The 14,267-nt window shown below is 70.3% G+C and carries 10 protein-coding genes; 8 read left to right on the top strand and 2 right to left on the bottom strand.

Going from position 1 to position 14,267, the window contains the following annotated elements; all coding sequences use genetic code 11:
- Nucleotides 1-7: 7 nt before the first annotated feature.
- The gene (locus ACZ32T_RS30605; protein ID WP_467370257.1) at nt 8-1,867 is read left to right on the top strand and encodes an IucA/IucC family protein; all 1,860 of its coding nucleotides are present in this window, start codon (nt 8-10) and stop codon (nt 1,865-1,867) included.
- A 50-nt stretch (nt 1,868-1,917) separates the two neighbouring features.
- Complete coding sequence (locus tag ACZ32T_RS30600) at nt 1,918-3,885, top strand: ATP-dependent DNA helicase (RefSeq protein WP_467270427.1); 1,968 nt, start codon at nt 1,918-1,920, stop codon at nt 3,883-3,885.
- A 69-nt stretch (nt 3,886-3,954) separates the two neighbouring features.
- Here ACZ32T_RS30600 and lexA read toward each other — a convergent pair whose 3' ends face one another.
- Entirely contained in the window at nt 3,955-4,752 is a 798-nt protein-coding gene (gene lexA, locus ACZ32T_RS30595) for a transcriptional repressor LexA (protein ID WP_104789571.1), read from the bottom strand.
- A 534-nt stretch (nt 4,753-5,286) separates the two neighbouring features.
- Here lexA and nrdR point away from each other — a divergent pair.
- Nucleotides 5,287-5,802, top strand: a complete 516-nt coding sequence (nrdR, locus tag ACZ32T_RS30590) for a transcriptional regulator NrdR (RefSeq protein WP_467270424.1) — start codon at nt 5,287-5,289, stop codon at nt 5,800-5,802.
- A gap of 157 nt (nt 5,803-5,959) precedes the next feature.
- Nucleotides 5,960-8,869 carry a vitamin B12-dependent ribonucleotide reductase gene (locus tag ACZ32T_RS30585; protein WP_467270423.1) on the top strand — a complete coding sequence of 970 codons (2,910 nt, stop codon included), beginning with the start codon at nt 5,960-5,962 and terminating at the stop codon, nt 8,867-8,869.
- A 145-nt stretch (nt 8,870-9,014) separates the two neighbouring features.
- Here ACZ32T_RS30585 and ACZ32T_RS30580 read toward each other — a convergent pair whose 3' ends face one another.
- A complete protein-coding gene (locus tag ACZ32T_RS30580) occupies nt 9,015-9,548 on the bottom strand; it encodes a TerD family protein (protein ID WP_467270421.1) in 534 nt (177 codons plus the stop codon).
- A 203-nt stretch (nt 9,549-9,751) separates the two neighbouring features.
- Between ACZ32T_RS30580 and ACZ32T_RS30575 the strand changes: the two genes are divergently transcribed.
- From ACZ32T_RS30575 to ACZ32T_RS30560, 4 genes are all read left to right on the top strand, one after another.
- The gene (locus tag ACZ32T_RS30575) at nt 9,752-10,357 is read left to right on the top strand and encodes a YdbC family protein (RefSeq protein WP_467270419.1); all 606 of its coding nucleotides are present in this window, start codon (nt 9,752-9,754) and stop codon (nt 10,355-10,357) included.
- 117 nt (nt 10,358-10,474) lie between these two features.
- Nucleotides 10,475-11,134 (top strand): histidine phosphatase family protein, encoded by a 660-nt coding sequence (locus tag ACZ32T_RS30570; RefSeq protein WP_467270418.1) that lies wholly within the window; start codon nt 10,475-10,477, stop codon nt 11,132-11,134.
- A gap of 12 nt (nt 11,135-11,146) precedes the next feature.
- Nucleotides 11,147-12,058 (top strand): ADP-ribosylglycohydrolase family protein, encoded by a 912-nt coding sequence (locus ACZ32T_RS30565; RefSeq protein WP_467270416.1) that lies wholly within the window; start codon nt 11,147-11,149, stop codon nt 12,056-12,058.
- Nucleotides 12,059-12,297: 239 nt separating this feature from the next.
- Nucleotides 12,298-14,091, top strand: coding sequence for a DUF4153 domain-containing protein (locus ACZ32T_RS30560; RefSeq protein ID WP_467370255.1), 1,794 nt, complete (start codon nt 12,298-12,300; stop codon nt 14,089-14,091).
- Nucleotides 14,092-14,267 lie beyond the last annotated feature (176 nt).

Raw genomic sequence — 14,267 nt, 5'->3', positions numbered from 1 at the left:
AGTCACCGTGCCGACATATCCTGCGAGCCATCATCCGGCGAAGCCTCATACGCCGCTCGACACTCCGGAACTCAACCGGACCGTCTGGGACCGGGTCGCGGCGAGGCTCCTCGCCAAGACGCTCGGTGAGTTCGCCTACGAGGAAGTCATCGAACCCGTACCCAGGACGGACGACGGAGAGGGGCGGAGCGGCGACTACACCCTGACGCTCGACGACGGCGCGACCCTGAGCTTCCACGCCCGGCGCGGTGTCTACGGCAGCTGGCGTGTCGACCCGGCGACGATCACCGAGCTCCCCGCCGGGGTCACGGCGGACGGCAGCACCGACGGCACACCCTTCCGGGACCCCCTGCGATTCCTCGCCCGAGGCCGACGCCTCCTCGGCCTCGACGGTGCCACGCTCGGCCACCTCATCCGCGAGCTCACCGCCACCCTCACCGCCGACGCCCGCCTCGACCACACCGCGCTCACCGCGGCGCAGCTCGCCGAGCTCCCGTACGCCGAGCTCGAAGGCCACCAGACAGGCCACCCCTGGCTCGTGGCGAACAAGGGCCGTCTCGGATTCTCCGCCACCGACGCCGCCCGCTTCACCCCGGAAGCCCGGTCCGCGACCGCGCTGCCCTGGATCGCCGTCAGCACCCGGATAGCGGGCTACCGGGGAGTGGGCCCTGTCGCCGTCCCCGGAGACCTCTACGATCAGGAACTGGACCCGGCTGTAAGGCAATCCTTCGCCGCGATCCTGCGCGGACGCGGGCTCGACCCCGTGGACTACCTGTTCCTCCCCGTGCATCCATGGCAGTGGGACGAATGGATCGTCCCCCTCTTCGCCCCCGCGATCGCGGACGCCGAGATCGTCCCCCTGCACACCGACGACGACCTCCGGCTGCCCCAGCAGTCCATCCGCACCTTCACCAATGTGCGGCGGCCCGACCGGCACACGGTCAAGCTGCCCCTGTCGATCCTCAACACCCTCGTCTGGCGGGGCCTGCCGACCGAACGCACGCTCGCCGCCCCCGCCGTCACCGCCTGGGTCCAAGGGCTGTGCGACGGTGATCCGTTCCTCCGGGACACCTGCGGCGTCATCCTGCTCGGCGAGGTCGCGTCGGTGGCGGTCGAGCACCCGCTCTACGACCACCTCCCCGAGTCTCCGTACCAGTTCAAGGAGATCCTCGGGGCGATCTGGCGGGAGCCCCTCCAGCCGAGGCTGGCGCCCGGCGAACGCGCCCGTACGCTCGCCTCGCTGCTGCACACGGACCCCGACGGCCGCTCCTTCACCGCCGAGCTCGTCGCCCGCTCGGGGCTGCCCCCGGCCGTCTGGCTGACCCGGCTCTTCACCGCGCTGCTGCCACCGCTGCTGCACTTCCTGTACCGCTACGGAACGGTCTTCTCCCCTCACGGGGAGAACGCCATCGTCGTCTTCGACGAGCACGACGTGCCCGTGCGGCTCGCGATCAAGGACTTCGTCGACGACGTGAACGTCAGCGCCCGGCCGCTGCCGGAGCACGACACGATGCCCGCGGACGTCCGGGAGATCCTGCTCACGGAGGAACCCTCCTTCCTCACCCAGTTCATCCACTCCGGGCTCTTCGTGGGCGTCTTCCGCTATCTGTCCCCGCTGTGCGAGGAGCAACTGGACGTCCCCGAGGGTGAATTCTGGTCACTCGTCCGTGCCGAGATCCTGAGGCACCACGCCCGGTTCCCCGGTCTCAAGGAACGGTTCGAGATCTTCGACATGCTGACACCGACGATCGAGCGCCTGTGTCTCAACCGCAACCGTCTGCATCTGGACGGTTACCGCGACCGCCCGCAGCGCCCGCACGCCGCCGTCCACGGCTCCGTCCCCAACCCGCTCCACCCCTCCGCGTGAGTCCGGGAGCGACCGACGGTGTCAGTGGGGCGCCGTAGGGTGGACGCGCTATGACGAAGCCATCTCTTCCCGAGCTCCTCCATGCCGCCGTCACCGCCGTCGGCGGTACGGAGCGTCCCGGCCAGGTCTCCATGGCCGAGGCCGTCGCCGAGGCTGTCGACGACAACGCCCACCTGCTCGTGCAGGCCGGCACAGGCACCGGCAAGTCCCTCGGCTACCTCGTGCCGGCGCTGGCCCACGGCGAGCGGGTCGTGGTGGCCACGGCCACCCTGGCCCTCCAGCGCCAGCTGGTGGAGCGGGACCTTCCGCGTACGGTCGACGCGCTGCACCCGCTGCTGCGCCGCCGGCCGCAGTTCGCGATGCTCAAGGGCCGGTCGAACTACCTCTGCCTGCACCGCCTCCACGAGGGGGCGCCGCAGGACGAGGAGGAGGGGCTCTTCGACCAATTCGAAGCGGCGGCGCCGTCGAGCAAGCTGGGCCAGGACCTGCTGCGTCTGCGGGACTGGTCGGACGAGACGGAGACCGGCGACCGGGACGACCTGACGCCGGGTGTCTCGGACCGGGCCTGGTCCCAGATCTCCGTCTCCTCGCGTGAGTGTCTCGGCGCCACCAAGTGCGCGTACGGGGCCGAGTGCTTCGCGGAGGCGGCCAGGGAGAGGGCCAAGCTCGCCGATGTCGTCGTCACGAACCACGCCCTGCTCGCGATCGACGCGATCGAAGGCGCCCCGGTGCTGCCCAAGCACGAGGTGCTCATCGTGGACGAGGCCCATGAGCTGGTCTCCCGGGTCACCGGGGTGGCCACCGGTGAGCTCACCCCGGGCCAGGTCAACAGGGCGGTGCGCCGTGCGGCGAAGCTGGTCAACGAGAAGGCGGCCGACGCTCTGCTGACCGCGTCCGAGGGGTTCGAGCGGGTCATGGAGCTGGCGCTCCCGGGGCGCCTCGAAGAGGTGCCCGAAGACCTCGGCTACGCGCTGATGGCCCTGCGCGACGCCGCGCGTACGGTGATCTCCGCCCTCGGAGGCACCCGCGACAAGAACGTCCAGGACGAGGACGCGGTGCGCAAGCAGGCGATGGCCTCGGTCGAGTCCATCCACAGCGTCGCGGAGCGCATCACCCAGGGCTCGGAGTACGACGTGGTCTGGTACGAGCGCCATGACCGCTTCGGGGCGTCGGTCCGGGTCGCCCCGCTGTCCGTGTCCGGGCTGCTGCGGGAGAAGCTGTTCGCCGATCGCTCGGTGGTGCTCACCTCGGCCACCCTCAAGCTCGGCGGCGATTTCAACGGGGTGGGGGCCTCGCTCGGTCTCGCGCCGGAGGGCACAGCGGGTGACGACATCCCGCAGTGGAAGGGGCTCGACGTCGGCTCGCCCTTCGACTACCCGAAGCAGGGCATTCTGTACGTCGCCCGGCATCTGGCCACGCCCGGCCGGGAAGGCTCCCGCACCGACATGCTCGACGAGCTCGCGGAGCTGGTGGAGGCGGCGGGCGGCCGCACCCTGGGCCTGTTCTCGTCCATGCGGGCGGCCCAGGCGGCTGCCGAGGAACTGCGGGGCAGGCAGGACAAGCCGATCCTGCTGCAGGGCGAGGAGACGCTCGGCGAGCTGATCAAGAATTTCGCGGCGGACCCCGAGACATGCCTGTTCGGGACGCTGTCCCTCTGGCAGGGCGTCGATGTCCCCGGCCCGAGCTGCCAGCTCGTGATCATGGACCGGATTCCGTTTCCCCGGCCGGACGACCCGCTGATGAGCGCCCGGCAGAAGGCGGTCGAGGAGGCCGGCGGCAACGGTTTCATGGCTGTGGCGGCGACCCACGCGGCGCTGCTGATGGCACAGGGCGCGGGCCGGCTCGTCCGGGCCATGGGCGACAAGGGCGTGGTCGCGGTCCTCGACCCCCGGCTGGCGAACGCGCGGTACGGAAGCTATCTCCGCGCCTCGCTGCCCGACTTCTGGTACACCACGGACCGCAACCAGGCGCGGCGCTCGCTCGCGGCCATCGACGCGGCGGCCAAGACCGCTCAGTGAGCAGCGTGGACGCGCCAGGGCCCCGGGATCGGCGCAGGGATCCCGGGGCCCGGTCCGAACCGGCGGAGCTCACACCCGCCGCAGCACCGCCACGACCTTGCCGAGGATCGTCGCCTCGTCACCGGGGATCGGCTGGTAGGCGGAGTTGTGCGGGAGCAGCCACACATGGCCGTCCTCGCGCTTGAAACGCTTGACCGTGGCCTCGCCGTCCAGCATGGCTGCCACGATGTCGCCGTTCTCCGCGACCGGCTGGCGCCGGACCGTGACCCAGTCCCCGTCCATGATCGCCGCCTCGATCATCGAGTCACCGACGACCTTCAGCACGAAGAGCTCGCCGTCACCGACGAGCTGGCGGGGGAGCGGGAAGACGTCCTCGACGGACTCCTCGGCGAGGATCGGCCCGCCGGCGGCGATCCGGCCGACCAGCGGCACGTACGACGCCGCGGGCTTGCCGGTGGTGTCGGTCGGCTGGGTGCTGGGCTGGTCCGAGCCCCGGACCTCGTAGGCGCGCGGCCGGTGAGGGTCGCGGCGCAGGAAGCCCTTGCGCTCCAGAGCCATCAGCTGGTGGGCGACGGACGAGGTGCTCGACAGCCCCACCGCCTGGCCGATCTCACGCATCGACGGGGGATAGCCCCGCCGCTGCACGGAATCCCGGATCACCTCGATCACGCGCCGCTGCCGGTCCGTGAGCCCGGAGCTGTCCGCCCGGATGCCAGGAGGTCGGCCGGGCAAGGAGCGCGCGGGGCGTGTGGGCTCCGGCCCCTCCGCGTTCATGACTGAGTCATTCATGGCATGCACCGGCTCAAGTCGGCTCTGGGAGCGGTGGTCCTGGGCAGTGATGGTGGCACTGTCTGCGGTGGTGGTCACGTCGGCCCCTCTCGAATGGTCTCCCTAGTTAGGCAACGGTAGTAGCTTTCGAAAGGTTGCGCCAAACACACGTTCGAGTGAAAAACAAATAAAGGGCTGTCACGCGCTTACCGAGAGGTGTATGAGCTGAATGCGGCGGACCGGAATCGAGCGCGGTTCCCGGGGTCCACGCTAGCGTTCCGCCGGCCCCTTCCCGTGCGCGGGGGTGCGTCCCCGGTGTGCCGTGATCGCGCCCTCCGCGGCCCCTCCCGGGCTGCCCGCCCGGCGGCCCCCGCGACTCGGGCGCGTGTGCGTTTCCCGTACCCTCGTGCCGGGCCGTAGGCTGCCACCCGCCCCCGGGGAAGCGCGACACGCGCGGTGGTGGAAGTGCCGCAAAACCCTAGATGTAGTGGTTGCCCTGCTGTCGCCACCCATAAGTAGTGGTCCCCGGTCCGTCAGGGTCGAGTTCATCGCCTATGCTGGTGACCGTCCTCAGGGGCCCTGAACAGGGCACGGAGGGCTATTCAGTCGTGCTGTGAGGGAGGGTTCGGAGACATGCACTGCCCCTTCTGCAGGCACCCCGACAGTCGGGTCGTGGACAGTCGCACCACGGACGACGGGACGTCGATCCGACGGCGCCGTCAGTGCCCCGACTGCTCCCGTCGCTTCACGACGGTGGAGACCTGCTCGCTGATGGTGGTCAAGCGCAGCGGCGTGACCGAGCCCTTCAGCCGCACCAAGGTCATCTCGGGGGTCCGCAAGGCATGCCAGGGCCGGCCCGTCACCGAGGACGCACTGGCGAAGCTCGGCCAACGGGTCGAGGAAGCCGTGCGGGCCACGGGGAGTGCCGAGCTGACGACGCACGACGTGGGTCTGGCCATACTCGGCCCCTTGCGGGAGCTCGATCTCGTCGCGTACCTGCGTTTCGCATCGGTGTACCGGGCGTTCAACTCCCTCGAAGACTTCGAGACCGCGATCGAGGAGCTCCGTGAGGAGCGGCCCCGCGCAGAACAATGCGGGAGCGGCGGGGCCGTGGAGGTCCCCGCGCCCGCCGCAGTCGCCGCCGACTGAACCGCCGGGCCGGCCCCAGGGGGCGGCGGAACCGGCGGCAGGCGGCACCAGACCTGTTCCGAGACGTCCTGCGTGACGTCCGGAGCATCAGACACACACTGTGCCCTGGGAAGAACTGGGCACTTCAGGGCGTTTTTGCCCACATATGGGAGGCGGCATGACAGAGACGGCGAGCGGCCCGGCACGAGGTTCCCGAACCAAGGGAGCCAAGTCGACTGCGACCAAGCAGGGCCTGCGCATCGAGCGCATCCACACGACTCCCGGCGTGCATCCGTACGACGAGGTCGCGTGGGAGCGCCGTGACGTCGTCATGACCAACTGGCGCGACGGCTCGATCAACTTCGAGCAGCGTGGCGTCGAGTTCCCCGACTTCTGGTCGGTGAACGCGGTCAACATCGTCACCAGCAAGTATTTCCGGGGGGCTGTCGGCACGCCGCAGCGCGAGACCGGTCTGCGACAGCTCATCGACCGGATCGTGAAGACGTACCGGAAGGCCGGCGAGGACTACAACTACTTCGCTTCCCCCGCCGACGCCGAGGTCTTCGAGCACGAGCTGGCGTACGCCCTCCTGCACCAGATCTTCAGCTTCAACTCGCCGGTCTGGTTCAACGTGGGGACGCCCCAGCCGCAGCAGGTCTCGGCCTGCTTCATCCTGGCCGTCGACGACTCCATGGAGTCGATCCTCGACTGGTACAAGGAAGAGGGCATGATCTTCAAGGGCGGCTCCGGAGCCGGCCTGAACCTGTCCCGCATCCGTTCCTCCAAGGAGCTGCTCTCCTCCGGCGGCAACGCCTCCGGCCCGGTCTCCTTCATGCGGGGCGCCGACGCCTCCGCGGGAACGATCAAGTCGGGTGGCGCCACGCGCCGCGCGGCCAAGATGGTCATCCTCGATGTCGACCACCCGGACATCGAGAACTTCATCGAGACCAAGGTGAAGGAGGAGGAGAAGATCCGCGCCCTGCGCGACGCGGGCTTCGACATGGACCTGGGCGGCGACGACATCACGTCCGTCCAGTACCAGAACGCCAACAACTCGGTCCGCGTGAACGACGAGTTCATGAAGGCCGTCGAGGCCGGCGGAAAGTTCGGTCTGCGGGCGCGCATGACCGGTGACGTCATCGAAGAGGTCGAGGCCAAGTCCCTCTTCCGCAAGATGGCGGAGGCCGCCTGGGCCTGCGCGGACCCCGGCATCCAGTACGACGACACCATCAACAAGTGGCACACCTGCCCGGAGTCCGGCCGCATCAACGGCTCGAACCCCTGCAGCGAGTACATGCACCTGGACAACACCTCGTGCAACCTGGCCTCGCTGAACCTGATGAAGTTCCTCAAGGACGACGGCGAGGGCCACCAGTCCTTCCAGGCCGAGCGCTTCGCCAAGGTCGTCGAGCTGGTCATCACCGCGATGGACATCTCGATCTGCTTCGCGGACTTCCCGACCCAGAAGATCGGCGAGAACACCCGCGCCTACCGCCAGCTGGGCATCGGCTACGCCAACCTGGGCGCCCTGCTGATGGCCACCGGGCACGCGTACGACAGCGACGGCGGCCGTGCGCTCGCCGGCGCGATCACCTCGCTGATGACGGGTACGTCCTACCGGCGCTCCGCCGAGCTCGCCGCGGTCGTCGGCCCGTACGACGGCTACGCCCGCAACGCCGAGCCGCACCAGCGCGTCATGAAGCAGCACTCGGACGCCAACGCCGTGGCCGTCCACGTCGACGACCTGGACTCGCCGGTCTGGGCCGCCGCCACGGAGGCCTGGCAGGACGTGATCCGCCTCGGCGCGAAGAACGGCTTCCGCAACGCCCAGGCGTCGGTCATCGCCCCGACCGGCACCATCGGTCTCGCGATGTCCTGCGACACCACCGGCCTCGAGCCCGACCTCGCCCTGGTCAAGTTCAAGAAGCTCGTCGGCGGCGGCTCGATGCAGATCGTCAACGGCACGGTCCCGCAGGCCCTGCGCCGGCTCGGCTACCAGCCGGAGCAGATCGAGGCGATCGTCGCCCACATCGCCGACAACGGCAACGTGATCGACGCCCCCGGCCTGAAGACCGAGCACTACGAGGTCTTCGACTGCGCCATGGGCGAGCGCTCCATCTCGGCCATGGGTCACGTCCGGATGATGGCGGCCATCCAGCCGTGGATCTCCGGCGCGCTGTCCAAGACGGTGAACCTGCCGGAGACGGCCACCGTCGAGGACGTCGAGGAGGTCTACTTCGAGGCGTGGAAGATGGGCGTCAAGGCGCTCGCGATCTACCGCGACAACTGCAAGGTCGGCCAGCCCCTCTCCACCAAGAAGTGGGAGGAGAAGAAGGACGAGGTGACCGCGAAGACCGAGGACACCATCCGTGCCGCGGTCGAGAAGGTCGTCGAGTACCGTCCGGTCCGCAAGCGTCTGCCCAAGGGCCGTCCCGGCATCACCACCTCCTTCACGGTGGGCGGCGCCGAGGGCTACATGACCGCCAACTCCTACCCGGACGACGGTCTCGGTGAGGTCTTCCTGAAGATGTCCAAGCAGGGTTCCACCCTCGCGGGCATGATGGACGCCTTCTCGATCGCCGTCTCGGTCGGTCTGCAGTACGGCGTGCCGCTGGAGACCTACGTCTCCAAGTTCACCAACATGCGTTTCGAGCCGGCCGGTATGACGGACGACCCGGACGTGCGGATGGCGCAGTCGATCGTCGACTACATCTTCCGCCGCCTGGCGCTCGACTTCCTGCCCTTCGAGACGCGCTCCGCGCTCGGCATCCACTCGGCCGAGGAGCGTCAGCGTCACCTCGACACCGGTTCGTACGAGCCCGCCTTCGGGGACGACGAGCTCGGGCCGGAGAGCCTGGCCCAGTCCGCTCCCGCGCCCGTGGAGCCGCTGAAGGCCGTCGCCTCCCCGGAGGAGAGCGCCGCGGAGAAGCCGGCTCCCAAGACCGCGCACACCTCGGCCGAACTGGTCGAGATGCAGCTCGGCATCAGCGCGGACGCGCCGCTGTGCTTCTCGTGCGGTACGAAGATGCAGCGCGCCGGGTCCTGCTACATCTGCGAGGGCTGCGGCTCGACCAGCGGCTGCAGCTGAGGGTGGGCGGAGCCGTACCGGACAGGGCGTCCGGTACGGCCCGCCCGGGCAGCTGACCAGCAGCCCACGAAGGGGACCGGCCGGTGGCCGGTCCCCTTCCGGCTGCCGGTCCGCCGGACGGCCGGCCGCGGCGAGCGGAACCCCGTCACGCGCCCGGGCGGTTCCCCATCTCCGTGGCGAACGCTCCGGGGTCGCCGTCGAACCCGCGCACCGAACCGTGGAAGCCCCAGGCCCCGGAGGTGTCCCGGACGAATTCCGCGACGACCGCGGCGGTGGCTGCGGACACCGCGGCGAAGTCGTCCTCCGCGAGGTTGGTGTAGCCCTCGCGGACCTGTACGGCCGTGTGCTCTATCTGGCCGAAGGTCTTGTGGCCGTCACGCTGCTGGATGGCCACGCCGACCACCACCCTGGAGTACGCGTCCGACAACCGGTCCAGTTCGAGGGTCATGACCTCGTCGAAGCCGAAGCCCTGTCCCGTCCGGCTGTCCCGGTTCAGCGTGATCGTCCCGTCCGGTGACCTGCTGTCGAAGTGCACGAGATAGACGGGACTGCCGTAGGGCGCTTCCGTCCCGTAGGTGGCCGCGATGATGTCGAGGTCGTTGGCGGGCTCACCGGCGTCGCTGGGGTCCCATTTGACCCTCACCTCGACCTTCTCGATGTCCTTGTTGGGAGTGCTCATCGGACGTGCCTCCTCGCTGCTGGACCGACGGACCGCTTGCCTCCTCAGATCATGTCCGTAACTGTCCGTGGATCCAACCGCGTTGGAAACGGACGTCGGATTCGGGCCATCGTGTGGCCGGAGTTGGGCGTTGCGAGATGCCGACGGGCCCCCGGCCGCCCGGAGCGTGACCCGCGCCACGCCGGGCGCCGTACGATGGCGCGGTGCTGGTCAAGTGGATTCGCTGCACCGTGGTGGACCGCCGCGGTTTCGAGCGGGGGCAGCGGAAGTGGGCGGCGCTGCTCGGTGAGCCGGGATTCCGGAGTCAGAGCGGCGGGTGGAGCCGAGGGCAGCCCGAAGTCGCCCATGTTTTCGCGTTCTGGGAGAACCGGGTCTTCTACGACTCCTTCATGGCCCGCGGACACGACCGGCTGGCTGCCGCACAGTCCGGCATGTACAAGGACATGCAGGTCAAGCTCTTCGAGCACCGCTTCGACGTGAAGACCGGGTTCGAGCCGGACTTCACCGACGCGGATGTCGTCAGGGTCGCGCACAGCCAGGTGCACGAGGACCGCGTCGACCACTTCGCGCTCATGCAGCAGCGGGTGTGGAACCCGGCCATGGCGGGCTCTCCCGGGATGCTGCGCGGAGTCTTCGGCCAGGCCCCGGGGCATGAGTTCCTGGTGCTGTCCATGTGGCAGTCCAGCGCCGAACGCGGCAAGTACCGGCCGGAGAGCGTCGCCCGGCTGACGGCACGGGCGGAGACCGAGCGGGATGTCGAGTCGCTGACAGGTGACGTGGTGCGGCTCGAACCGTCGTGGACGGTCTGACCCGGGCCCGTACGCGGACGGTCCGACCGGGTCCTTACGGCCGTTTCCTTGGTCACATACGCCCGATGGATCCCGCACAACTGCTCGATCGGGCCGGACGGCATCTAGGGTCGGTACATGGCACGACCGAAACGCATCGTTCTCGTCCGGCACGGTGAGTCCGAGGGCAATGCCGACGACACGGTCTACGAACGTGAGCCCGACCACGCGCTCAGGCTCACGGCGAACGGGCTGCGTCAGGCGGAGGAGACGGGCTCCCGGCTGCGTGAGATGTTCGGCGACGAGCGTGTCAGCGTCTACGTCTCGCCGTACCGGCGCACCCACGAGACGTTCCGGGCCTTCGCCCTCGCACCGGAGCACGTCCGTGTCAGGGAGGAGCCCCGGCTGCGCGAGCAGGACTGGGGGAACTGGCAGGACCGTGACGACGTCAGGCTGCAGAAGGCCTACCGGGACGCGTACGGGCACTTCTTCTACCGCTTCGCGCAGGGCGAGTCCGGCGCCGACGTGTACGACCGGGTCGACGCGTTCCTGGAGAGCCTCCACCGCAGCTTCGAGGACCCCGGCCACCCGCCGAACGTCCTGCTGGTCACCCACGGGCTGACCATGAGGCTCTTCTGCATGCGGTGGTTCCACTGGTCGGTGGCGGAATTCGAGTCGCTGTCCAACCCGGGGAACGGCGAATCCAGGACGCTTCTCCTGGGTGACGACGGCCGCTACACGCTCGACCGGCCCTTTCAGCGGTGGCGCACCCCTGAGCCGTACGGCCGCACCGGATAGAGTGGCAGGGCGATGACCGCTGACTCCGTTTCCGACCGTTTCGAACGCGCTCTGGCCAGCCTGCGTGGACTGTCCGTGGGAGACGCCCTCGGCTCCCAGTTCTTCGTCCCGGCCCATTACCCGCTGCTCAAGAACCGCGGGCTGCCGCCCGGCGACTGGCAGTGGACCGACGACACCGAGATGGCCTGCTCCGTGCTCGCCGTGCTGGCCGTGCACGAGCGCGTCGACCAGGACGAGCTCGCCCACTCCTTCGCCCGGCACCACGACTTCGACCGGGGCTACGGGCCCGCGGTGAACCGGCTGCTCAGGCTGGTGCGGGAAGGCGGCGACTGGCGCGAGCTGGCATCGGCGCTCTTCCAGGGCCAGGGCTCCTGGGGGAACGGCTCGGCGATGCGCATCGCCCCGCTGGGCGCCTGGTACGCGGACGACCCGGAGCAGGCCACCCATCAGGCCGAGATCTCCTCGTACACCACCCATCAGCACCGCGAGGCCGTCGTGGGGGCGATGGCCGTCGCGGCGGCCGCAGCCCTCGTCGCCGCGCCGGGAGGGCCGCCGACGCCGGAGGACCTGATCGACGGCGTCGTCGCCCTCGTCCCGCGCAGCGCTGTCGGGGCCGGGCTGCGCAGGGCGCGCGACATGCTCGACTACAGGGACGCCGGGACGGTCGCGGCGGTGCTCGGCAACGGCCGTCGTACGAGTGCGCACGACACCGTGCCCTTCGCCCTCTGGTCGGCCGCGCGGCACCTGGGTGACTTCGAACAGGCCTTCTGGGTGACGGCGCAAGCAGGCGGCGACGTGGACACCACCTGCGCCATCGTCGGCGGGATCGTCGCCGCGGAGCCTGTCGGCGCCCCTCCGGCCGACTGGCTGGCACGGACGGAAGAGCTGCCCGACTGGCTGCCCCCCGCTCCGCCGCGCCGCTGACCGTCCGCGGAGTCCGCTTCCCACGGGTGCGGTGACCGCGGTGCCCCCTCACGCCCGTGGCATGGCACTGTCACGGTCCTGCCACAGCAGCGGCCCCGGCCGGCCGAACGGCCCGGGCGCGACTTACTCTTTCGGCCACGCCGCCCTCATCGATCTTGGTGGGTGTGCGCCTAGAGACGCCGGGGCCGACGCGCCGCGATGTGGCCGCGCGAGCGGACCCCGGTGGGGGGAGGGGTCCCATGTCCGATCAGTCGTCCGATGCGTCCAGCCGGCCCGAGACGTCACCGGAGTCCGGCGACGCGGTGCAGTCCGCGGCAGGCGCCGGAACCGGGGCGGGGGCGGGGAGCGAGGCGCCCCGCACCGCGCCCGGCAGTCCCGGCCGGGCGAAGGCGGCGGGCAAGCCCGTGAGGGCGTCCGCCCAGGTGCCGCCGCAGCAGGCGGGCCCCGATGTGCCGGAGGTGCCCTCCTATCTCCGGCCGCCGCCCCCGGGTGACGTCTGGCGGCGCCCTGGACGGCATCAGCCGATCGGCGTGCTGTCCCGGCTGAGACCTTCCTCTCCGCCCGCGATCGGGCCCGCCACGCTCTGCGCGGTCTTCGCCACGGCCCTGCTCAGCGCTCTGCTGCTCGGTGACGGCCTCGGGCCCAATCTGCTGATCGTGGCCGTGCCCGCCGCCCTGGGGGCGTTCTTCGCCGCACGCTCGGCGGGGCGCAGGCTGCGCCCCTGGACCGCAGTGTGGGCGGTGGGCGGCCTGGCGCTCCTGGTGATTCCGGCGCTCCGGGAAGCGGGGTGGCCGGTCTTCCTCGCCGTGGTGTCGGCGCTCGCCCTCGGCTCCCTCGCCCTGCACGGAAGCCGTAGCTGGCCGGGCGTGCTGCTCGGCTCGCTGGGGCTTTTCCCCGCCGTGGCGGCCGGTATGCGCTGGGGGTGGCGTGGGGTGCGTGACCGCGCGGACGACTCCCGGGGGCGCGTGCGCACCGTGGTGCGCAGTACGGCGGTGGCGGTGGTCCTGCTCATCGTGTTCGGCGCGCTCTTCGCCTCCGCGGACGCCGCCTTCGCCGACCTCCTGGGCAGCCTCACCCCCGACGTGACCGTCGGCGACAGCCCCTGGCGGCTGTTCCTCTTCGCGCTCGGCCTCGTCGGAGCACTCGCCGCCGCGTACAGCGCCGCGGCGCCGGTGCGCTGGGACGGGATCACCGTACGGCCGGGCAAAGCCAGGAACAGGGCGGAGTGGGCGCTTCCGCTGATCGTGCTCAACCTGCTCTTCGCCGCGTTCATCACACTCCAGCTCGTCGTCCTGCTCGGCGGTTACGACAAGGTGCTCGACGAGACCGGCCTGCTGCCCGCCGAGTACGCCCGCCAGGGCTTCTGGCAGCTGCTGTGGGCCACGGTGCTGACCCTGCTCGTCATCGCCCTCGCCCTGCGCTGGGCCCCGCGTGGCGGGCCGCGCGACCGGGTCCTGGTCCGGAGCGTCCTCGGGGCACTGTGCGTGCTGACCCTCGTCGTCGTGGCCTCGGCGCTGCGCCGCATGGACCTCTACGTCGACGCCTTCGGGCTGACCCGGCTGCGGATCTCCGTCGCCGCTGTGGAGCTCTGGCTCGGAGTGGTGCTGATCCTCATCCTCGCGGCGGGAGTCTTCGGCGCCAGGCTGCTGCCGCGCGCGGTCGCCGTGAGTGCGGCCGCCGGCGTGCTCGCCTTCGGGCTGCTCTCGCCCGACGGGCTGATCGCCGAACAGAACGTCGAGCGGTACGGCAGCGACAGGACGATCGACCTCGAGTACCTCAAGGGGCTCTCCGCCGATGCCGTACCGGCCCTGGACGGTCTGCCTGAGCCTCTGAGGTCCTGTGTGCTGGAGAAGTACCGGAGTGATCTCGCCCTCCTGGACACTCCGTGGTACTCCTCCAGCTGGGGAGAGGCCAGAGCCCGGGACATCCTGGAGGAGCACCCCGTACAGGACCGTGGGACCGACTGCCGCGGCCTCGGAACGGAGACGGACGGACGGGACGCGCACGAGGATGACTCCTACGACCCGTACTGATGCGCGCCACCCCGACGCCCGGTCCCGCCATGGGCGTTCGGGGGCATACCCGTGCCGACGGCGGGGTCGGTGCCGCTTCGGCGTACGGCCTGCCCCGCCCGCCGCGGGGTGGTCCCGGACACGGCCGGACACGTGCCGACGGGCTGCACGGTGCCCCGGGGTGTTCTTGCCGTGCC

The organism is Streptomyces sp. NPDC023573, assembly GCF_055559735.1.
The sequence above is the reverse complement of the archived record's forward strand: the minus strand, read 5'-3'. Positions and strand labels throughout refer to the sequence as shown.

What these genes read in the sequence shown, in the direction of transcription:
- ACZ32T_RS30585 (WP_467270423.1), top strand. Translation starts at nt 5,960, where the DNA reads ATGACAGAGACGGCGAGCGGCCCGGCACGAGGTTCCCGAACCAAGGGA.
- ACZ32T_RS30580 (WP_467270421.1), bottom strand. Translation starts at nt 9,548, where the DNA reads ATGAGCACTCCCAACAAGGACATCGAGAAGGTCGAGGTGAGGGTCAAA.
- ACZ32T_RS30570 (WP_467270418.1), top strand. Translation starts at nt 10,475, where the DNA reads ATGGCACGACCGAAACGCATCGTTCTCGTCCGGCACGGTGAGTCCGAG.
- nrdR (WP_467270424.1), top strand. Translation starts at nt 5,287, where the DNA reads ATGCACTGCCCCTTCTGCAGGCACCCCGACAGTCGGGTCGTGGACAGT.
- ACZ32T_RS30565 (WP_467270416.1), top strand. Translation starts at nt 11,147, where the DNA reads ATGACCGCTGACTCCGTTTCCGACCGTTTCGAACGCGCTCTGGCCAGC.
- ACZ32T_RS30560 (WP_467370255.1), top strand. Translation starts at nt 12,298, where the DNA reads ATGTCCGATCAGTCGTCCGATGCGTCCAGCCGGCCCGAGACGTCACCG.
- ACZ32T_RS30600 (WP_467270427.1), top strand. Translation starts at nt 1,918, where the DNA reads ATGACGAAGCCATCTCTTCCCGAGCTCCTCCATGCCGCCGTCACCGCC.